This is a genomic window from Halomonas aquatica (genome assembly GCF_040196335.1).
GTDB lineage: Bacteria > Pseudomonadota > Gammaproteobacteria > Pseudomonadales > Halomonadaceae > Halomonas > Halomonas aquatica.
Window position 1 is genome coordinate 17,285 of the sequence record NZ_JBEGCJ010000003.1, and the last position, 18,803, is coordinate 36,087.

Consider the following 18,803-nt stretch of genomic DNA (forward strand, 5'->3'; position numbering starts at 1 on the left):
TTGGCAGATGGGGGGCATGTGATCGCGGCTGCGGCAGACGTCTGACCGGTAATTAGTCATTTTCTTGACTCATTTACTCTGGTAACGTCAAAACGGGCAGGCTTCGAAGTTTGCAACGATTCGCCCCATACCAGGTGACCAGTAGATGTCAGACAACAGCGGCGACACTCAGGCAGTGTATCGCAAGATCGGACGGCATCTCGGCTGGGTTATCATGGCGGTTGGTATCCTGGTACTGATGTCCTGGTGGCTGGACATCGAGGTGGGCAAGAGCGTATTCCTGGGATTCGCTTCCATGAAGTTCAACACGGCGTTGTGCTTCGTGGTCTCCGGCTGGCTCCTGTACCGTCAACTCCCCAGGGATCACATCTCGCCTGGCAGCCCGGCATCGAGACTGGGGGCCGCTTCCATCATCGCCGTATCCAGCCTCACCCTTGTCGAGTACGCGAGCGGCTGGAATCTGGGCATCGATAACCTGATGGTCCTCGATACGGACACCGACCCGGCAGAGTTCCCCGGGCGCATGTCCATCGTCACGGCCACCTGTTTCTTGCTGACCGGGCTGGCCTTGTTCGCGGCCACCCTTCAATCGCTCCGCTGCCTGATTCTCTGCCAGGCGCTGGCCCTGCTGGTTGTATTCACCGGCTTTACCGCCCTGACAGGCTATCTGTATGGCGTCGAGCAATTCCGCCTGTTCGCTTTTTCGACCCTGGCCCTGCACACCTCGGTGCTGTTCGTGCTCCTTGGCGCCGGCCTGCTCTGCATTCGGGCGGATCAGGGTCTGATGGGCCCTGCCACCAGTGCCCGCATCGGCGGGCGTTCGCTGCGCCGGTTACTGCCGATATCCTGCCTGACGCCAATCGTTACCGGCGCGCTGAGTCTGTGGGGCCTGCATTCAGGCCTGTATTCGGCGGAATTCGGATTTGCGCTGGACAGCCTCTCGAGCATCGTCATCCTGACCGCTGTGATCTTCTTAGGTGCGCACGCACTGAACCTGGAGGAGCAACGGTTCCGTATTGCCATCGATGCGGCGCCCGTATCGATCATCATGGTGGATCAGAAAGGCACCATCCGGCTGACCAACCAATTGGCACAGTCGACCTTTCGATGCGATGCCGGCGCGTTGCTCGGACAGAGCATCGAGGAGCTGATTCCCGAGCATCATCGCCAGACGCATATCGGTGAGCGGGAGCAATTCATGCGACACCCTGAACGACGCTCCATGGGCATGGTTCGGGAACTGTTTGCACGGCGCAAGGACGGCACTGAGTTCCCTGCCGAGATCGCTCTGAACCCGGTGGCCATGGCTAACGGGCGCTATGTGCTCGCGGCCATCTTGGACATTACCGAGCGCGTCGAGGCCAATCGCAAGATCCAGCACCTCAACCGGATGCATCGTGTACTCAGCGGGATCAATTCACTTATCGTCAGGGCGAGCGATCGAGATACGCTGTGTCAGGAAGCCACCCGGATTGCCGTCGAGGACGGCGAGATGACCACCGCGCTGATCGTTCGTCGCAACAAGACAACCGACACACTGGAGGTGTGGCACGGACATACAGCAGAGAAACAGCGCCACTCCGGGACCTTCTCTGTCGACGACGAACGCGCTATCCGCAGCTGCATGGGTTCGAGCAACGTAGTGATCCACGATGACCTGGAGCAGCCCACAGAAGAGGAGTACAGTCGCGGGTTGGCTGAGCAGAATGCCCGGGCGATGGCCTGCTTTCCTCTGACCTCGGAGGAAAATGAACTGGATGCCGCGTTGGTTCTTTACCATGCTGCCAGTTTTGCCTTCGACACGAGCGAAATTGAGCTGTTGCGCGAGGTTGCCGGTGACATCTCCTTCGCACTCAGCAATCTGGACCGTCATGATCGTCTCGAATACCTGACCTACTACGACAGCATCACCGGTCTGCCCAACCGCTTCCTGATGGGGGATCGGGTCCATCAGGCGATGTTGCAGGCGACAGATCAGCGGAGCGAGATCAGCTTGCTGTTCCTGGACATCGACCGTTTCATGAAGATCAACGAAAGCCTGGGCCATGCCGCCGGTGATGAAGTACTGCGACTGGTCGCGCAGAGTATCCTTGCCTGTCTGGACGATTCCGTTACGGTATCGCGCTGGAGCGGTGACGAATTTCTGGTGCTGCTCCCTGGCCATGACGCTACCAAGGCCGCACAAATCGCCCACCAGATCGCCGGCATCTTCGAAGAGCCCATCGTGCTCGAGGAAGGCCATGAGCTGTTCATTTCCTGCAGCATGGGCATCGCCGAGTATCCCCGCGATGGCAATAGTATCGATACCCTGGTCAAGTCGGCGTCGACGGCCATGGCCGTTATAAAAGAATATGGAGGCAATGATTACCGGCATTTCAAACATGAAGTTGACGATTCGGGTGCAGACAGCCTCACCATGGAAACCGCACTTCGCCAGGCTCTGAACGAAGAACAATTCCATCTGGTCTTTCAGCCGCAGATCGATCTCGCCAGTGAACGTGTGGTGGGCTTCGAGACGTTGCTGCGGTGGCAACATCCAGAACTGGGCATGGTGCCGCCAGACACTTTCATCCCGCTGGCCGAGGATACCGGCTTGATCATTCCGATTGGCGAGTGGGTACTGCGCACCGCTTGTCATCTCGCTCGTGACTTGAAGGCTCAGTCGATCGCGGTGAATCTGTCCGCACGCCAGTTTCACCAGCGCGACCTGGTTTCCCTGGTCGCGGGGATCCTCGAAGAGACCGGAATGCCCGCGCAAACACTGGAACTCGAAATCACCGAGAGCGCGCTGATGTTCGATATGGAAGCGGCCGTGATCACGATGTCCAGACTGGGCAAGCTGGGTGTCAGGATATCTCTGGACGACTTTGGCACGGGCTACTCGAGCCTCAGTTACCTGCAGAGATTTCCCATCGACACGATCAAGATCGATAAATCCTTCGTCTCCGGTATGCAGACCGATGCCGGCAGCAGTGCGATCGTCAATGCGATGATCGCCATGTCTCACAGCCTGGGACTGCAGGTGATTGCCGAAGGGGTCGAGACCGAGGCTCAGCGCGACTCGCTGCGCGAGCGTGGCTGCGATCAGGCCCAGGGTTACCTTTTCTCGCGACCCTTGCCCTTCGAACAGGTGGTCAACGGCCCGGACGCGCGCACATAGGGACCGAAACGAGGCCAACTTCATGGCGACGATCCATCAGGTTGGCGAGTAAGAGAGGTGTCAGCTGATCGGGCTGGATCCGCTTGCCGTGATGAAGGGCCCCAGAAATCCATTCCATTCAACGCGGGGATAAGGTAGGTTCCCCAAACTTGAACAATGCGCCTGGTGGGAGGGATCTTATTCATGTTTGCAAGATTTCTTCGCCCGAATAATCTGTCCCAAAAATTGATGCGGGTCATTTTTTCGCTTTATCTAGGCGTAACCTGCCTGATCACAAGCATGCAGTTCCTGGCAGAATATATGAAGACTCAGGATTCAATCCTGAATGAATTGGAGCAATTGCAAGAAACAGTCCGCGGCCCTATTTCTTCTAGTTTGTGGCAATACAACCAGAAGCAGCTGGACGCTCTCGTCGATGGACTTGTCAAGATGCCAATTATTGTCGGTGTCGATGTTTCAGATGAAAATTCCGAAGATATTCTTTCCAGACGATCATTTCCTGCCGCTTCTGTCCCGTTCTCGGTTTTCGATACCAGATCAGACTTGTATTGGACGCTTAATGGCGAAAAAGTCCTTCTCGGGTCGCTTTCACTTTATTCATCGTCAACTGTTGTCTTCGGACGAGTTTTATTTGGCTTTTCTCTGATTGCAATAGCGGCAATCATAAAATTATCTATATTGTTTTTCTTGTTTGTCTGGGCCTTCGATCGTTATCTGGCAATCCCCTTTAAGGAGCTGATGTCTCAAGTGGACAAGGTTCAATTGAGTAAGGACTTGAGCTCGCGCATTCAGCTTTCCAACCTGGAGAAAAACGAGCTTAGCAAGCTTCAAGAACACATGAACAACATGCTGTCTGCCATGGAGAGTGATCGGGAACGATTGTTGGAAGATGAAAAAGTCAAGCGGGCATGGTTGGAAGATGCGGTCCTGAGGCGTACCGAAGCATTGCAACTCTCGAATGAAAAACTCAAGGAGCTGGCCACAAGGGATTCCTTGACAGGTGCATTGAATCGGGGAAGTTTCTTTGAAACCGCGCAACATCTTCTCGCTCTTTCCAGGCGCCAGAAGTCGTCTGCATGCATGCTATTGTTGGATCTGGATCACTTTAAAATGATCAACGACACCTATGGACATTTCATCGGTGATCAGGTCCTTATTCATTTCACGCGTACTATTCAAGATTTATTGAGAAAGTCTGATCTGATCGGGAGAGTCGGTGGAGAAGAGTTTGGCATATATCTGTGTGATACGGAAATTGATGATGCCTTGCGACTTGCCGAAAAAATAAGACATGCCGTTGGTGATTCGGACCTGAAGATTGATGATAAAGCAGTCAGTTATACAGTGAGCATTGGCATCGAGCCATCCGGGCCCAATGATCAGTCGGTTGATGAGCTTTTCAAACGCGCCGATTTAAAACTTTACGCGGCAAAATACAAGGGACGAAATCGTGTCGAAACGTAAAAGACCGTTTAACCTGGCCTTCATCATGTCCTTTTCGGCAGTCGCCAGCATGGCCAGCATCAGTCATGCTGCGACTTTGAAAGTTTGTTACGATCAATGGGCCCCGATGACAATGTTTCCAACAGAAGGGTCCTCTGCACGTGGCGTGGTCATCGACATGTTGGACCAGATATACTCATCAAGAGGCTATGATCTGCAATATTATGAAGTTCCTCTGGCAAGAGGCCTGAATATGGTGGAAGAGGGCGTTTGTGATATGTTGCCGGAATATCTATATTCTAAAGATGGGGAAGAGAGCTTCGTGTATGCCGATGAACAAACATTTGCATACACAACGGCATTTATCATCAGGCGTGATGACCCGTGGCGATACGATGGTATCAAATCCATTGAAGGAAAGCGCATCGCTACTGGACCAGGCTGGGATTACAGCTCAGCGAGCGCTGACTATCAGAATTACATCGATGACCCGAAAAATTCGAGTTTTGTCGAAGTGATCGCCGGTGATGATGATGTGGTTGATCGGGTCTTTCGCATGATCAGAGATAATAGAGTTGATTTATATGCAGACAACGAGCTCGTCCTTCAGTATGTTTTAAATAAAATGAACTTGCATGATGACCTCATGATCGTTCGACCTGGCCTGGAAAATAAACTGGTTGAAATGCCGATCTTTTCAAAAAATATTCCTGATGCAAGGAGGCAGGAGCTGATGAGGGTCTGGAATGAGGGGCGTTTGTCGATGAAGGGTGAAAAAGAAAAAATTCTTCTCGAGAAGTATGATGTGGCATTGGAAGAGTAGCACCGACACGGATTCGAGCCGAGGGAGATAGAGCCTGACGAACAACCTCACTGGAGATGCCTGTTACAGTTCCACCTCTTCGCTGAGTATGGCGCTACATTCAGGATGGCGAGGCCAACCGGGAGTGAAAGACGATGAAACCCGTGCTTGATTCAGAGATAACATGCCCAGAGTGCGGGCATCAGGAAGTGGAGAAAATGCCGGAGAATGCTTGCCAGTATTTTTATGAATGCAAGAGCTGCAAGTCACTGTTGAAGCCAAAGCGTGGAGATTGCTGTGTTTTCTGCTCCTATGGCGACACACCGTGCCCGCCCATTCAGCTGGATCAATCTTGCTGCTGAATTCATGCAATCAGGCAATCGGTCAATCAAGGTGGGAGCTCAAGCCGACCGGTGTTTTCTTGCCCGTTCCATTGTTGCCTGGTAATTCAGAACGTTTGACGGGATGGACACCTTCGGGTGCCGGCGAGCCCGGAACGAGAGCGGCCGGCCCCGAGGGCCGGCCGCGTTGCTTCATGCCTTGTGGTACTTGCAGGTCACCGACGGGTTGAAGGGTTCGAGGTTGCCATCGAGGTTTTCGCGGAACCAGACGTGCTGGTCGTAATGCGGAGCGAAGTGATGGGCCTCCTCCTCGGGCGTGTTCGGGTCGTCGACCATGTAGTCCCAGTGGCGGCCGGCGATGGTCGGCGGCTCGGTAGAGCCCGCGTCCTCCCAGGCCTTGCGGAACACCAGATTCTCGATTCCGACCAGCACCAGCGAGCCGTCCTCCTGCGGCTCGTAGAGCAGGATGCCGGGGTTCATGAAGTCGGTGTGGGTGCCGGTACCGTCGACCCGGGGCTCGGTATCCGTGATGCCGAGCAGGTCCGGGCGAAGGTAATGGATTCCCATGCCTCCCAGTCGATCCGTCATGCCATGGGCCTCGGCACTTACGCATTGGCCGGAGGGATCCGGTACGTAACCTTCCGCCAATGCCACGTTCACATCCTCGAAGCGCTGCGTGGCGGCACGCATTGCGTCGATCATCGCCTGGGTGTCGTCGGCCATGAGGTTGCCGGCCGGCAGACACGCCGACGCCAGTCCCGCCGCGAACACTCCACCCCACAGGATGCCTCGCATCTCTTGTTCCTCCAGGTGTGTCGTGCCGGGCATCACATCTGCATGTGGCACGACGCGGGCTTCCGCGGACATCGCGGACTGGCCCTGGATGGTGAGACCATCCCTGGAAGTATAGCGGGAACGGGCGCGAAGGCCGGATGATATTGGGGTACTGTCGGGTCAGGCGGCAGCGCTGTGCCTGGGACCCGCCGAGGAGGTAATAGACCGTGACACAGCCGAGGGTGACATTTCGGGGCGACGGGCGAGGCGATCCACGTCGAGCGGTCGTCCGGTGGTGGTCGGGGGGCTGGTGGGCACTGCTGATGGCGGTCCTCGTCGCCCTGACGTGGGGCAGCCGGACGGCGAGTGCCGAGGCGGGCAGCGCCGAGCGCATCGTCGCGGCACGTTACACCACGCCGGTCGAGCGTTACGGCCATTTTGCCCTCGGGCGGCCCCATGAGTATGCCAGCCTGACCGTGACCACTAGTGGCGGGCGGCAGGTGACGATGTCGCTCCCCAGGCAAGCCGTGTTCGAGGACCTGGCCCCGCGACTGTTCACGCTGGCGCCCGAAGAGGCGCCGATGCTGCTGGCCATCGTCAGCCTGCGCGAGCAGGGGTCGCGGCTCGCTATCATATCGCTGGGCAACGAGGGGCTGTCGGTGGCGGCGCAGTCGCCCCCGGTCGGCACGCCGATGCGCTGGCTCAACCCGGTGGGGGTCGCCGACCTCGACGGCGACGGTCGCGTCGAGATAGCGGCCGTGACCACGCCGCATATCGGCGGTCGCCTGCGGGTCTATCGTCTGCAGGGGAGCGAGCTGGTGGAGATCGCCTCGCGGAAGGGCTTCTCGAACCATGCCTACCGCACCCCTGAGCTGGCACTTTCCGCAGCGGTGAGGCTCGCCGACGGCTGGCGGCTGGTGGTGCCGGATGCCAGGCGTCGCAGGTTACGGATCATGGCCCTGGAGGAGTATCGGCTGGTAGAAACCGGACGTTGCGACCTGCCGTCGACGGTCATCGGGCCACTGCGCGTGTTGGGGGAAGGGCGCGTCTCGGTCGGCCTGGTCACGGGAGAGCGGATTGTCGACCTGGCGGCTTGCCGGGCCCCTCCAGGATAACAGGCCGGAATTCGGGGAAGGGGCCCTGCGTTGCCATGCTGGGGTTCTATCCATCCATCGACCGAGGAGTGCGGGATGAGCAACGGGCTCTACCAACAGCTGACATGCGACTGCCAGGCGGTCTGCCTGCTTGCCTGCGGTGCGCCGCTCGGCATCGCCACGAACGCCACGGACGAGACCGTCACCCTATGGCCGAGCGAGGCCGTGCAGGTCGGCGAGGGCGTTGACGATCTCGCGTTCCGCGCGGAAGGCCCGGATGGCGACGTCCAGTGCTGCCGGCGCTGCGGCGAGGTGATGCTGGTTGAGCATGAAGAGGCAGGAGTGGTGGCCATTCCCTGGACGCCGGTAGATGATGACGCCGCTACCCTTGAGGTGGCGGCATCGATCCGTGCACCCCTGGAGGCTCTGGGCTATCGGTTCTAGTCCTCGCCCTTCGCTGGTCCGCGCCTGATGGTGGTACAGGCTCGGTGCTGGTCATTGCCGGGAGCCCTCGGGGCAGGCTCATGGCGGATAGCCTAGAGCCTGGCGCAGGTGCTCGGCGTGGGTTGCCACCCAGCGCGGGTCGATGGGCCCCCAGTCGCGAATCACGTAGTCGCCGATGTTGTGGCGCTCGCCCGGCAGATGCTCGAACTCGCAGAGGATATCCAGCTCGGCCAGGGCGGAGAGGGTGTCCTGGGCGGTGCGCCGCGGCATGCCGGTGGCCTCCATGATGGCCGGCACGCTGGTGTTGCCGTTGGCCACCAGGTGGGCCACATAGAGGCGGCGGTAGAAGCTGGTCCGGGTCTTGCTCAGGGTCATGCGGGGCATCCTTGACGCGCTACAGGCTGACGCGGTCGATATGGCGGCGGAAATACATCTCCAGGCTCAGGGTCAAGGCCCAGCGTGGGTCTCGGTCGTCCTCCCGGCGGAAGTGCAGCGAGGGCGAGACGTCCACGAAGGTGAAGCCCTTGTGGATGTCACGGCGGTAGCGTACCTGCAGGTAGCTGTCCTCGATGGCGGGGCTGGAGCCGCTTTCGCCCAGCGCCACCGCCGAGTAGCGCAGCACGCTGCGGCGGTTCAGGCGGCGGTTGAGCTCTACGGCCTGGCTGAACTCGAGGGTGTCCTTGGTCTCGCGCCACTGGACGTTGGTGAGGAAGCGTAGGTGACGGCTGTCATCGAGCGCCCGTCCCAGGTCCCAGCGGGTGCGCGCAGCATAGCCATCACCGTTGAACCAGGAGAGGCGGTTGTCGCTGTTCAGTTGCCAGGGCCCCTCGTTCAAGGTCCAGAGTCGCTGGCTGGTCAGGCGCACGTAGGGGTCCAGTGGCAGACGGAGCTTGATCCCGGCCCCGACGCGGGTATTCCAGCGGCGTCGCTTGTCGCGCTCACCGAGCCGGTTGAGGCCCACCAGCAGGTCGTCAAGGCTGCCGGTCTGGTCGTCGGTGAGGGTCGATTCCTGCTCGGCCAGGGTGCCGCGGGTCTCCTCGGGCTCGCTCTCGATGATCAGGCGAAGGCGATCCTCGGTGGTGGGCAGGTCGAGCCGGAAGCGGGCGCCCAGGTCCTGCTCGAACGGCTCGCCCTCGCGCCAGTCCAGATCCTGGCGGATGCGCAGGTAGGAATCGGTATCCACGGTCAGTGCATCGGTGGTGCCGAAGAAGCCGTCGATGCTGCGCGAGGTGTCCTCCACCCAGCGAGAGACGCGGGCATGGAAGGGGCCGAGTTTCTTGTCGGCCCATTCCGGCAGGTCGCTGTCCCCGAGCGGGGCGTCGCCTGGCGCGGCCTGGGCCTCGAGGCCCAGGGCGACGAGCGTCACCACTATCCCGATCCGTAATCCCCTCATCTGCACGCCCCTCGCTTTTTTCTGGAGTCTACCGGCTTCATGGCCCCCGGCACCATGCCTGTGACCAGGCGGACTCGGCGTCCGGTCGAGCGGCCGGCCCGTCGACGATGATCGAGGTCAAGGCAAGCCGGCAGATTGCTGCCATGCTGACAACTGGTCCGAGAGGACGCGGGGCCATGGCGTCCCGCTGCCCCGGGGCGGCCAGGCAGGAGGTACGTCCATGAGCTGGAACGTCTTCATCATCGGCTACGACGCCCTCGGTCGGCGCATGCTGCCGAACCTTCGGCATGCCGAGGAGTATGTCTTCCATCCGCTGCTCTCCCTCGACCAGGTGGTGCATGCCGAGGAGTATCCCTTCGACCGCCTGGTGGAGGAGGCCCTGACGGAGCTGCGGGGCTTTTCCGGCACGGTGGATGCCATCGTCGGCTACTGGGACTTTCCCACCAGCGGCCTGCAGCCGGTGCTGCGACGCGAGTGGGGGCTGCCTGGCCCGTCGCTGGAGGCCTTTCTGAAGTGCGAGCACAAGTACTGGAGCCGCCTGGAGCAGGCGCGCTCGGTGCCGGAATGCGTGCCGGCCTTCCAGGCGCTGGATCCCTTCGACGACCGGGCCGTCGACGCCGTCGAGATCGACTATCCGTTCTGGATCAAGCCGGTGAAGGCGCACTCCTCGCACCTGGGTTTCCGAGTCGAGAATGCCGATCAGCTGCGCGAGGTGCTGCCGATCATCCGGGCGGGCATCGGGCGCTTCGGCCGGCCCTTCGACGAGGTCACCGCCCATGCCGAGCTGCCCGACGAGGTGGCGGCGGTCACCGGTCATCACTGCATCGCCGAAGCCATCATCTCGTCCGGACGCCAGTGCACCCTGGAGGGCTACGTGCAGCACGGGGAGCTCCACCTGGTGGGCCTCGTCGACAGCCTGCGCGATGCGGCGCACCCCTCCGTGCTGCTGCGCTACCAGTACCCCTCCTCGCTGCCCGGCGAGGTGCAGCAGCGAATTCTCGCCATCACCCGTCGCTTCATCGCCCACATCGGCTACGACGATGGGCCGTTCAACATCGAGTACTTCCACGAGGAACAGACCGATCGCCTCTGGCTGCTGGAGATCAATGCCCGGATCTCGCGCTCCCACGCGGCGATCTTCCAGCTGGTGGACGGGGCGCCGCACTTCCAGGTGATGGTCGATGTGGCGCTGGGCATCCCGCCGCGCATGCCCCACCGCGAGGGCCGCTATGCCGTCGCCGCCAAGCAGATGCTGCGGGTCTTCGACGACGGTGAGGTGCGGCGGGTGCCCTCCGACGAGGAGATCCAGCGGGTCGAGGAAGCCTTCCCGGGCACCCTGGTGCAGCTCAACGTGCACGAGGGGATGCGGCTGTCCGAGCTCAGGCACCAGGATTCCTTCTCCTGGGAGCTGGGGGTGCTGTTCGTCGGGGCGGAGGATCGCGAGGTGCTGGAGGCGCGTATCGAGCAGTGCCGCCGGATGCTGCCGTTTGACATCGAACCATTGACCGATGACGGCCACGCTTGATCCATCGTCTGCCCGAGGAGCCTGTCATGCACGTCGTCACCGAGTTTCCCCACCCCGTGGAGTGCCGTGACCCGGTATGGATCCCCATGGCCGACGGTGTTCGGCTGTGCGCTCGCCTGTGGTTGCCGGAGGGCGCCGAGGAGCGCCCGGTGCCAGCCATCCTCGAGTACATCCCCTACCGGTTGCGCGACGGCTCCGCGCGACGCGACGCCCAGCACCATCACTACTTCGCCGGCCACGGCTATGCCTCGATCCGCGTCGACCTGCGGGGCAGCGGCGACTCCGGCGGGGTGCTCGAGGACGAATACCTCGAACAGGAGCTCCTCGATGGTGAGGCGATCCTGCGCTGGCTGGCGGCCCAGCCCTGGTGCGATGGCAGGGTCGGCATGATCGGCATCTCCTGGGGCGGCTTCAATGGCCTTCAGCTGGCGGCCCGCCGGCCCCCCGAACTCAAGGCGGTGGTCAGCGTCTGCTCCACCGACGACCGCTACGCCGATGACGTCCACTACATGGGCGGCTGCCTGCTGGGAGACAACCTTTCCTGGGCCTCCACCATGTTCGCCTACAACTCCCTGCCGCCGGACCCCACGGTGGTCGGCGACGACTGGCGCGCCATGTGGCACCAGCGCCTGGAGGGCAGCGGGCTGTGGCTCGCCACCTGGCTCGAGCACCAGCACCGCGATGACTACTGGCGGCACGGTTCCATCTGCGAGGACTTCTCTCGGGTGCAGGTGCCCATCCTTGCGGTCAGCGGCTGGTCGGATGGCTACTCCAACGCGGTCAAGCGGCTGGTGGCCGGCCTGCCCGACCTCTGCAAGGGGCTGATCGGTCCCTGGAGTCACAAGTACCCCCACCTGGGCGAACCCGGACCAGCCATCGGCTTCCTCCAGGAGTGCGTGCGCTGGTGGGACCAGTGGCTCAAGGGACGCGACACCGGCGTGAAGGAGGAACCGGCGCTCAAGGTGTGGATGCAGGACAGCGTGCCGCCGACCACCAGCTACGGCTGCCGCCCGGGGCGCTGGGTCGCCGAGCCCTGCTGGCCGTCGCCCAACGTCGTGCAGGCCAAGCTGCCGCTGTCGCCCGACCGGCTGCACCTCGACGGACGGCCCGTCGAGGAGGAGACCGAGCTGACCGTACAGTCACCGCTGACCTGCGGGCTCTTCGCCGGCAAGTGGTGCTCCTACTCCTCCGGCCCCGACCTGGCCCACGACCAGCGCCAGGAAGACGGCGGTGCCCTGACCTTCGACAGCCCCGCCCTGACGGCGCCGCTGGAGGTGATGGGGGCGGTGGTGGTGGAGCTGGAACTCTCCTCCGACAGTCCGGTGGCCATGGTGTGCGCCCGGCTCAGTGACGTGGCGCCGGACGACAAGGCCACCCGGGTCACCTATGGCCTGCTCAACCTGACCCACCGGGAGAGCCACGCCTCGCCGAGTCCCCTGGAGCCGGGGGGTCGCTATCGAGTCCGCCTGCAGCTGAACGACGTGGCCCAGGTGTTTCCCCGAGGCCACCGTCTGCGGCTGTCGCTCTCCAGCTCCTACTGGCCCCTGGCCTGGGCGCCGCCGACGCCGGTGCGGCTGACGATCATCGACCGCGGCAGCGCGCTGCACCTCCCGGTGCGTCCGCCCCGGGAGGAGGACAGTCGCCTGGCCCCCTTCGCAGAGGCGGAGGCGGCGCCCACCATCCCCTCGACGTCTCTCGCGCCCGGCCATCACAACTGGTACGTCCATCGCGACCTGGCCGAGGACCTCTCGACCCTGGAGGTGATCAAGGACAACGGCCGGATCCGGCTGGAGGATTCCGGGATCGAGGTGGCGACCCGGACGGTGGAGACCTATCGCTCCCGGAACGACGACTTCGATTCCTTGGAGGGCACGACCCGCTGGGAGCGGTCGCTGACGCGGGGGGACTGGGCGGTGCGCGCGGTGACGTTCACGCGCCTCACCTCGGACGCCGAGACCTTCCGGCTGCACGCCACCCTGGATGCCTACGAGGGTGAGACGCGGGTCTACTGCCGCAGCTGGGACCTGTGCCTGCCGCGCCGACTGGTCTGATGCAGCAGCATCCTCGACCCCGGGGTGGGCGAGCGACGGGCAGGCGCAAGATCTGTGCTTCCCTGGGGGAAAGCCGGTGCAGCAGGGCGATGAACGATGAGCTGTGATGGTGCGGATGGGGAGACTCGAACTCCCAAGCCCGAAGGCACCAGGACCTAAACCTGGCGTGTCTACCAATTCCACCACATCCGCATGGGCAGGCAGGCGAGGACATTCTACGGACGCACCTGTGCAAGTCAATCGGCATCGGGCAGCGCCTTGTGTGCGCACTTGCTCGGGTGTGTGCTCAAGCATCCTGCATGGCATTGGCGAAGTGGGCCCGGTGCACCTACTGGGCGCGAAACAGCAGGTCGTTGAAGGGCAGCTCGAAGAGCGCCTCGATCTCCTCGAGCGACCCGTTGGAGGATCTCGCCTGGCGTGGCTAGGGTCAGGGAAGCGGGGCGGGATTCGTCGGACGTGGGGGGCATGGAGGGCTCGCTTATGGTCGACTTGACTTGGATTTCCAGGTTGTCGGATGGCCTATGGCCTGGGGGTCTCATGTCAGCCTGGCGAAGAGCCGATGTTGACAGGTGGCTGGGGCGGGCCCTGCCCGGGCGCTGCGTCTTCTGCCTGGCGGCCCTGCCGGGAGAGTTCCCGTGGTGCGAGGCATGCTTTGCGGGGTTGCCCTGGAATGTGCCGGCCTGTCCCGGCTGTGGTGAACCCCAGCCGGGTGGCGAGGCGGGCCGACGCTGCGGTCACTGTCTGCGTCGCCCCCCGGCGTTCGACAGGGCGAGGGTGCCGCTGCGTTACGAAGCCGAGGTGGCCGGGCTGGTGCAGCGCTTCAAGTTCGACGCCTCGCCGCGAGCCGGTAGGCTTCTGCTCGATCTCCTGTCCACAGGGCTGCCGGAGGACGTGCGGGCCTGGCCGGAGGCGCTGGTGCCGGTGCCGCTGCATCCGCGGCGCGCGCGGGAGCGGGGCTTCGACCAGGCCCTGTGGCTCGCCAGGCGCCTGGGACGTCACCTCGGTTGCCCCCTGTTGCGAGCGGAGCGTTCGCGGGACACGCCCACCCAGCGCGGACTGGATCGAGGCAAACGGCGCACCAACCTGCGTGCGGCCTTCCACGTGCCGGAAGGTCTACCCGGGCGTGTGGCGCTGGTGGATGACGTGGTGACCACAGGCGCGACACTGGATGCGCTGTCGGTGGCCTGCCGCAGTGCCGGTTCCCGGGAGGTGGAAGCCTGGGCGGTGGCACGCACGCCTCTTCACGACCGCTGATTCCGGCTCTGGTAGAGTGTCTATTTGAACCTGCGGGAGCCCTCCATGGAGACCAGACCCCATCCCTTCGCCGAACTCTCGCCCGCCAGGGTGGTGGCGGCGGTGGAGTCGCTAGGTTTCTGGCTGCCCGGTGAGCCGTTCACCCTTAACAGCTACGAGAACCGGGTCTTCCTGGTACACGACGAGGAGCGTCGTCGTTGGGTGGTGAAGTTCTATCGCCCCGAGCGCTGGACGGATGCCCAGATACGCGAGGAGCACGACTTCCTTGCCGAGCTCGCCGAGGCCGAGGTGGCCGTTGCCGCTCCCTGGCGCGACCAGAGTGGCGAGAGCCTGCACCGGGCCGAGGGCTTTCGCTTCACGCTCTTCCCGCACCTGTCCGGGCAGGCGCCGGAACTGGAGAATCCGACCCACCTGTTCGCCCTCGGCGAGGTGATCGGCGCGGTTCATGCCGTGGGGGAGCAGGGGCGCTTCGTGCACCGTCGGTCTCTGGACCTCGACGGCATGGTGCTCGAGGCTCGCGACAAGGTGCTGGCCAGTCGCTGGCTGGACCGTACCCAGCGCCAGGCCTATGAGCGCATCACCGCGACGCTGCATCGCAGCCTGACTCCCCATGCTTGGAGCGCCGAGCAGACGCTACGTGTGCAGGGCGACTGTCATATCGGCAACATCCTCGGACGCGACGAGCACTTCGCGCTGGTGGATTTCGATGATTGTCTGATGGCTCCGGCCATTCAGGACCTGTGGATGCTGTTCACCGCCCAGGAGGAGGGGGAGCGCCAGATGCAGCTCTCCGAGGTGACCGAGGGCTATGAGCAGCACCGCGACTTCGATCGCCGGGAGCTCGCCCTTGTGGAGCCACTACGCACCCTGCGCCTGTTGCGCCATAGTGCCTGGCTTGTGGATCGCTGGACGGATCCGGCCTTTCCGCCGGCCTTTCCCTGGCTGGCCGATGCCGGCTACTGGGATGGCCACCTGCGCATGCTGGAGCAGCAGCGGCAGGCGCTTGAGGCCAAGCCTCGCTGGCTGGCCTGAGTGGAGCTCGGGGCAGGCGCATGGGCACCAGGCAAGACGCACCCCTCGGGGTGCGTCTTGCGGTTTGTAAGGGGTCGTGGGCAGCGTGACGGTCAGTCGTCGTCGGGATCGGATGTCTCGGATGGCGTCGGGGCGGCGGCCCCTTCGCCCTGGCGACGCTGCGCGTTGATCTCGGCCGCCGGGTTGTCCTGCTGCTCGATGGCCAGGTCGCTGGCCAGGCGCAGTTGGAAGGTCTGCTGTGGGGTCAGGCGGCACTCGCCGTTCTGGCAGGCGGGGATGCCGAAGTCGCCGTCGGCGCCATAGGCGCCGGCGGAGACTTCGCCGCTGTAGATCGCGCTCTCGCTGCCGTCGGTCTCGATGCAGGTCAGTGCCTTGGTGGTCAGGCGGATGCGCTCACCGTCGAGGCGGGCGTTGCCCACCAGCACGCAGTATTCCGGCAGGGTGTGAGAGGCATCGCCACCGGCCACGGGATGGATGATCAGATCGTCGCGTTCCGGCGTCTCGGTGGACAGCGTCAGTGCGTTGATGATCCGGACGTCCACGGTCGCATCGGCCGGCAGTTCGAGGGTGTCGCTCATGGCCAGGCTCGGCACCGCCAGTGCGGCGACCATCAGCAGAGAGGCAGGGGTCTTGATCATGTCGGGCTCTCGAAGGTGGCTTGGGCACAGCATGAAGCAGATTTCATCCTATCATAGGGCTGGAGACCCGACAGCCTTCAGGGGGTGGGGGAGCGCGACATGATGTCACTGCCCAGGCCGGCTGCCACCTGCGTCGAATGGCATCATGCGCTAGACTGACGAGTTCGGGGAATATTTATTGTACAGGCCATGTATTTTGTATATCTTCTGTATATGATGTGATGGCTGGGCCATTCACCAATGATACGACAGACATCGATTCTGCCACGGGGCCTGACCATGACCGAAGAACTCGCCAACCACTATCGCCAGATCATCCATGAACTGGGCGAGGATCCTGACAGGGAAGGCCTGCGTGATACTCCCAAGCGGGCTGCCCAGGCGATGCAGTTTCTCAACCGCGGCTATACCCAGTCGCTGGAAGAGATCATCAATGGCGCGGTATTCGAGTCGGAGACCGACGAGATGGTGCTGGTCAAGGACATCGAACTGTATTCCATGTGCGAGCATCACCTGCTGCCGTTCATCGGCAAGTGCCATATCGCCTATCTGCCCAGCGGCAAGGTACTGGGGCTTTCCAAGTTCGCTCGCATCGTCGAGATGTACGCCCGGCGGATGCAGATTCAGGAAAACCTGACCCGGCAGATCGCCGAGGCGGTCCAGCAGGTCACCCAGGCCCGGGGGGTGGCGGTGGTGATAGAGGCACGTCATCTGTGCATGATGATGCGCGGGGTGGAGAAACAGAACTCCAGCATGACCTCCTCGGTGATGCTCGGCGCCTTTCGCGAGAAGCCGAGCACGCGGCAGGAATTTCTTACCCTCGTCAGTGGTCGCTGATCCCACGCAAGGAGCCCCGACATGCCGATCCATGCGCTGGACGACCAGCACTTCGACCACGACCTGGCCACCATCCGCATCAAGAACCTGCGTCTGAGGACCTACATCGGCATCAAGGATGACGAGATCCAGAACCGCCAGGACGTGGTGATCAATGCGGTAATCCGCTATCGCGCCGACAGGGCCGTTGAATTCAACCACATCGAGCAGGCGCTGAACTATCGGACCATCACCAAGCAGGTGATCGCCCTGGTCGAGGATCATCGCTTCCTGCTGCTCGAGCGGATGACTCGCGAGGTACTGGACCTGATCATGGGGCATGAGCAGGTGCTGACCGCTCAGGTGGAAATCGACAAGCCTCACGCGCTGCGCTTCGCCGATTCCGTTTCCATCACCCTGTCTGCCTCCCGGGAATCACGCCGGCCGCGCTGAATCGATCCGTATCACCGATGGAAGGCCCCTGGTGCTTGGAGCACCGGGGTGTTTGCGCTTAGCATGGGGGCAAACCGACAAGAGGCCGCATTCGCGGCAGGAGACGATCATGCAATCCCTCAGTGAAACACAGCTTTATTGCCCCTTCGCCTACATCGATGGTAGTTGGGTCGCCGCCGACAGCGGCGAGCAGATCGACGTTGTCAATCCGGCCACCGGCAAGTCCATAGGCGATGTGCCGCGACTCGGGCGAGCGGAGACCGAGCGAGCCATCTATGCCGCCGATGCCGCCCTGCCGGCCTGGAAGGCGCTCACCGCCCTGGAGCGTGCCGATATCCTGATGAAGTGGCACGACCTGATGATGGAAAATCAGGAAGACCTGGCCATGATCATGACCTTCGAGCAGGGCAAGCCTCTCAAGGAGGCTGCCGGTGAGATCGCCTACGCGGCGAGCTTCCTGCGCTGGTTCGCCGAGGAAGCGCGTCGCATCTATGGTGACACCGTGCCTGCCGCCAAGGCCAACCAGCGGATCGTGGTCACCAAGCAGCCCGTCGGCGTGGTGGGCGCCATCACGCCCTGGAACTTCCCGGCGGCGATGATCACCCGCAAGGTCGGTGCGGCACTGGCCGCCGGCTGCACCATCGTGGTCAAGCCGGCCAGCCAGACTCCGTTCTCCGCCACAGCCCTTGCCAAGCTGGCCGAACGGGCCGGCGTGCCCCGCGGCGTTTTCAATGTGGTGCCGGGCCGTGCCTCCGAGATCGCCGCCGCCATGACCGAGTCGCCGCTGGTGCGCAAGATCACCTTCACCGGCTCCACCGAGGTCGGTCGCCAGCTGATGGCCCAGGCCTCCCAGCACATCCAGAAGATCTCCCTGGAGCTTGGCGGCAACGCCCCTTTCATCGTCTTCGAGGATGCCGACCTGGATGCCGCGGTGGAGGGCGCCATGGCCGCCAAGTTCCGCAACGCCGGCCAGACCTGCGTCTGCACCAATCGCTTCCTGGTGCAGTCCAGCGTGGTGAACGCCTTCTGCGAGAAGCTGGCGGTGGCCATGAACAGCGAGCTAAAGGTGGGCGATGGCACCGAGGACGGCATCAACATCGGCCCGCTGATCGACGACAAGGCGGTGACCAAAGTCAGTGAGCATGTCCATGACGCCGTGGAGCAGGGGGCCCAGCTGCTGCTGGGCGGCCATCCGCACCCACTGGGCGGCAATTTCTTCTCGCCGACCCTGATCAGCTTCGCCAATGACAAGATGAAGGTGGCTCACGAGGAGACCTTCGGCCCGCTGGCGGCCGTTTTCCCCTTCGACGACGAGCAGGAAGCCGTCAGCATGGCCAATGACACTGAGTTCGGCCTGGCCTCCTACTTCTACTCCCGGGACCTTGGGCGCGTCTGGAGGGTCGCCGACGCCCTGGAATATGGCATGGTGGGCATCAACACCGGCTTGATCTCCAACGCCTCCGCTCCCTTCGGTGGGGTCAAGGCCTCGGGGCTGGGTCGCGAGGGCGGCCACCAGGGCCTTGACGAGTTCCTCGAGACCAAGTACCTCTGCATCGATCTCGGCTAAGCGCTCGAGGCGACGT

The 18,803-nt window shown here is 62.6% G+C and carries 17 protein-coding genes and 1 tRNA gene; 13 read left to right on the plus strand and 5 right to left on the minus strand.

Annotated elements, in window-relative coordinates; all coding sequences use genetic code 11:
- The first annotated feature begins 145 nt into the window (after positions 1-145).
- From ABE960_RS06375 to ABE960_RS06390, 4 genes are all read left to right on the plus strand, one after another.
- Positions 146-3,160 (plus strand): sensor domain-containing protein, encoded by a 3,015-nt coding sequence (locus ABE960_RS06375; protein ID WP_349761418.1) that lies wholly within the window; start codon positions 146-148, stop codon positions 3,158-3,160.
- 183 nt (positions 3,161-3,343) lie between these two features.
- Positions 3,344-4,624 (plus strand): GGDEF domain-containing protein, encoded by a 1,281-nt coding sequence (locus tag ABE960_RS06380; RefSeq protein ID WP_349761419.1) that lies wholly within the window; start codon positions 3,344-3,346, stop codon positions 4,622-4,624.
- Positions 4,611-5,426, plus strand: coding sequence for a substrate-binding periplasmic protein (locus ABE960_RS06385; RefSeq protein WP_349761420.1), 816 nt, complete (start codon positions 4,611-4,613; stop codon positions 5,424-5,426). Before ABE960_RS06380 ends, ABE960_RS06385 begins: the two co-directional genes overlap by 14 nt.
- A 134-nt stretch (positions 5,427-5,560) precedes the next feature.
- Complete coding sequence (locus ABE960_RS06390) at positions 5,561-5,767, plus strand: GDCCVxC domain-containing (seleno)protein (protein ID WP_349761421.1); 207 nt, start codon at positions 5,561-5,563, stop codon at positions 5,765-5,767.
- A 171-nt stretch (positions 5,768-5,938) separates the two neighbouring features.
- Here the strand turns inward: ABE960_RS06390 and ABE960_RS06395 are convergent, their stop codons facing one another.
- Complete coding sequence (locus ABE960_RS06395) at positions 5,939-6,592, minus strand: hypothetical protein (RefSeq protein WP_349761422.1); 654 nt, start codon at positions 6,590-6,592, stop codon at positions 5,939-5,941.
- Positions 6,593-6,843: 251 nt separating this feature from the next.
- Between ABE960_RS06395 and ABE960_RS06400 the strand changes: the two genes are divergently transcribed.
- The gene (locus ABE960_RS06400) at positions 6,844-7,635 is read left to right on the plus strand and encodes a hypothetical protein (RefSeq protein ID WP_349761423.1); all 792 of its coding nucleotides are present in this window, start codon (positions 6,844-6,846) and stop codon (positions 7,633-7,635) included.
- A gap of 75 nt (positions 7,636-7,710) precedes the next feature.
- Positions 7,711-8,058 carry a hypothetical protein gene (locus tag ABE960_RS06405; protein WP_349761424.1) on the plus strand — a complete coding sequence of 116 codons (348 nt, stop codon included), beginning with the start codon at positions 7,711-7,713 and terminating at the stop codon, positions 8,056-8,058.
- A 78-nt stretch (positions 8,059-8,136) separates the two neighbouring features.
- Here the strand turns inward: ABE960_RS06405 and ABE960_RS06410 are convergent, their stop codons facing one another.
- Both ABE960_RS06410 and ABE960_RS06415 read right to left on the minus strand, forming a co-directional pair.
- On the minus strand, positions 8,137-8,433 hold the full coding sequence (locus tag ABE960_RS06410; RefSeq protein ID WP_349761425.1) for a winged helix-turn-helix domain-containing protein: 297 nt from the start codon (positions 8,431-8,433) through the stop codon (positions 8,137-8,139).
- 19 nt (positions 8,434-8,452) lie between these two features.
- A complete protein-coding gene (locus ABE960_RS06415; RefSeq protein ID WP_349761426.1) occupies positions 8,453-9,427 on the minus strand; it encodes a hypothetical protein in 975 nt (324 codons plus the stop codon).
- A 244-nt stretch (positions 9,428-9,671) separates the two neighbouring features.
- Between ABE960_RS06415 and ABE960_RS06420 the strand changes: the two genes are divergently transcribed.
- Together ABE960_RS06420 and ABE960_RS06425 are read left to right on the plus strand one after the other, a co-directional pair.
- Positions 9,672-10,976 (plus strand): ATP-grasp domain-containing protein, encoded by a 1,305-nt coding sequence (locus ABE960_RS06420; RefSeq protein WP_349761427.1) that lies wholly within the window; start codon positions 9,672-9,674, stop codon positions 10,974-10,976.
- Positions 10,977-11,002: 26 nt separating this feature from the next.
- Complete coding sequence (locus ABE960_RS06425; protein ID WP_349761428.1) at positions 11,003-13,027, plus strand: CocE/NonD family hydrolase; 2,025 nt, start codon at positions 11,003-11,005, stop codon at positions 13,025-13,027.
- A 107-nt stretch (positions 13,028-13,134) separates the two neighbouring features.
- Here the strand turns inward: ABE960_RS06425 and ABE960_RS06430 are convergent.
- Positions 13,135-13,219, minus strand: a tRNA-Leu gene (locus tag ABE960_RS06430).
- Positions 13,220-13,564: 345 nt separating this feature from the next.
- Here ABE960_RS06430 and ABE960_RS06435 point away from each other — a divergent pair.
- Both ABE960_RS06435 and ABE960_RS06440 read left to right on the plus strand, forming a co-directional pair.
- Positions 13,565-14,281, plus strand: a complete 717-nt coding sequence (locus ABE960_RS06435) for a ComFC family protein (protein WP_349761429.1) — start codon at positions 13,565-13,567, stop codon at positions 14,279-14,281.
- Positions 14,282-14,326: 45 nt separating this feature from the next.
- Positions 14,327-15,313: a serine/threonine protein kinase gene (locus ABE960_RS06440; RefSeq protein ID WP_349761430.1), complete on the plus strand. Its 987-nt coding sequence runs from the start codon at positions 14,327-14,329 to the stop codon at positions 15,311-15,313.
- 92 nt (positions 15,314-15,405) lie between these two features.
- Here ABE960_RS06440 and ABE960_RS06445 read toward each other — a convergent pair whose 3' ends face one another.
- Positions 15,406-15,951, minus strand: a complete 546-nt coding sequence (locus ABE960_RS06445; RefSeq protein ID WP_349761431.1) for a TraB/TrbI/VirB10 family type IV secretion system protein — start codon at positions 15,949-15,951, stop codon at positions 15,406-15,408.
- A 279-nt stretch (positions 15,952-16,230) separates the two neighbouring features.
- Here ABE960_RS06445 and folE point away from each other — a divergent pair, with 279 nt between their 5' ends.
- The 3 genes from folE to ABE960_RS06460 all read left to right on the plus strand — a co-directional run bounded on the left by folE (position 16,231) and on the right by ABE960_RS06460 (position 18,787).
- Positions 16,231-16,788: a GTP cyclohydrolase I FolE gene (folE, locus tag ABE960_RS06450; protein WP_349761432.1), complete on the plus strand. Its 558-nt coding sequence runs from the start codon at positions 16,231-16,233 to the stop codon at positions 16,786-16,788.
- A gap of 21 nt (positions 16,789-16,809) precedes the next feature.
- On the plus strand, positions 16,810-17,220 hold the full coding sequence (gene folX, locus ABE960_RS06455) for a dihydroneopterin triphosphate 2'-epimerase (RefSeq protein WP_349761433.1): 411 nt from the start codon (positions 16,810-16,812) through the stop codon (positions 17,218-17,220).
- Positions 17,221-17,329: 109 nt separating this feature from the next.
- Positions 17,330-18,787 (plus strand): NAD-dependent succinate-semialdehyde dehydrogenase, encoded by a 1,458-nt coding sequence (locus ABE960_RS06460; RefSeq protein WP_349761434.1) that lies wholly within the window; start codon positions 17,330-17,332, stop codon positions 18,785-18,787.
- Positions 18,788-18,803 lie beyond the last annotated feature (16 nt).

Coding starts and splice junctions, on each gene's coding strand:
- ABE960_RS06380 (WP_349761419.1), top strand. CDS start 3,344: ATGTTTGCAAGATTTCTTCGCCCGAATAATCTGTCCCAAAAATTGATG.
- ABE960_RS06440 (WP_349761430.1), top strand. CDS start 14,327: ATGGAGACCAGACCCCATCCCTTCGCCGAACTCTCGCCCGCCAGGGTG.
- ABE960_RS06375 (WP_349761418.1), top strand. CDS start 146: ATGTCAGACAACAGCGGCGACACTCAGGCAGTGTATCGCAAGATCGGA.
- folE (WP_349761432.1), top strand. CDS start 16,231: ATGACCGAAGAACTCGCCAACCACTATCGCCAGATCATCCATGAACTG.
- ABE960_RS06400 (WP_349761423.1), top strand. CDS start 6,844: ATGGCGGTCCTCGTCGCCCTGACGTGGGGCAGCCGGACGGCGAGTGCC.
- ABE960_RS06390 (WP_349761421.1), top strand. CDS start 5,561: ATGAAACCCGTGCTTGATTCAGAGATAACATGCCCAGAGTGCGGGCAT.
- folX (WP_349761433.1), top strand. CDS start 16,810: ATGCCGATCCATGCGCTGGACGACCAGCACTTCGACCACGACCTGGCC.
- ABE960_RS06435 (WP_349761429.1), top strand. CDS start 13,565: ATGTCAGCCTGGCGAAGAGCCGATGTTGACAGGTGGCTGGGGCGGGCC.
- ABE960_RS06420 (WP_349761427.1), top strand. CDS start 9,672: ATGAGCTGGAACGTCTTCATCATCGGCTACGACGCCCTCGGTCGGCGC.
- ABE960_RS06405 (WP_349761424.1), top strand. CDS start 7,711: ATGAGCAACGGGCTCTACCAACAGCTGACATGCGACTGCCAGGCGGTC.
- ABE960_RS06425 (WP_349761428.1), top strand. CDS start 11,003: ATGCACGTCGTCACCGAGTTTCCCCACCCCGTGGAGTGCCGTGACCCG.
- ABE960_RS06410 (WP_349761425.1), bottom strand. CDS start 8,433: ATGACCCTGAGCAAGACCCGGACCAGCTTCTACCGCCGCCTCTATGTG.
- ABE960_RS06445 (WP_349761431.1), bottom strand. CDS start 15,951: ATGATCAAGACCCCTGCCTCTCTGCTGATGGTCGCCGCACTGGCGGTG.
- ABE960_RS06460 (WP_349761434.1), top strand. CDS start 17,330: ATGCAATCCCTCAGTGAAACACAGCTTTATTGCCCCTTCGCCTACATC.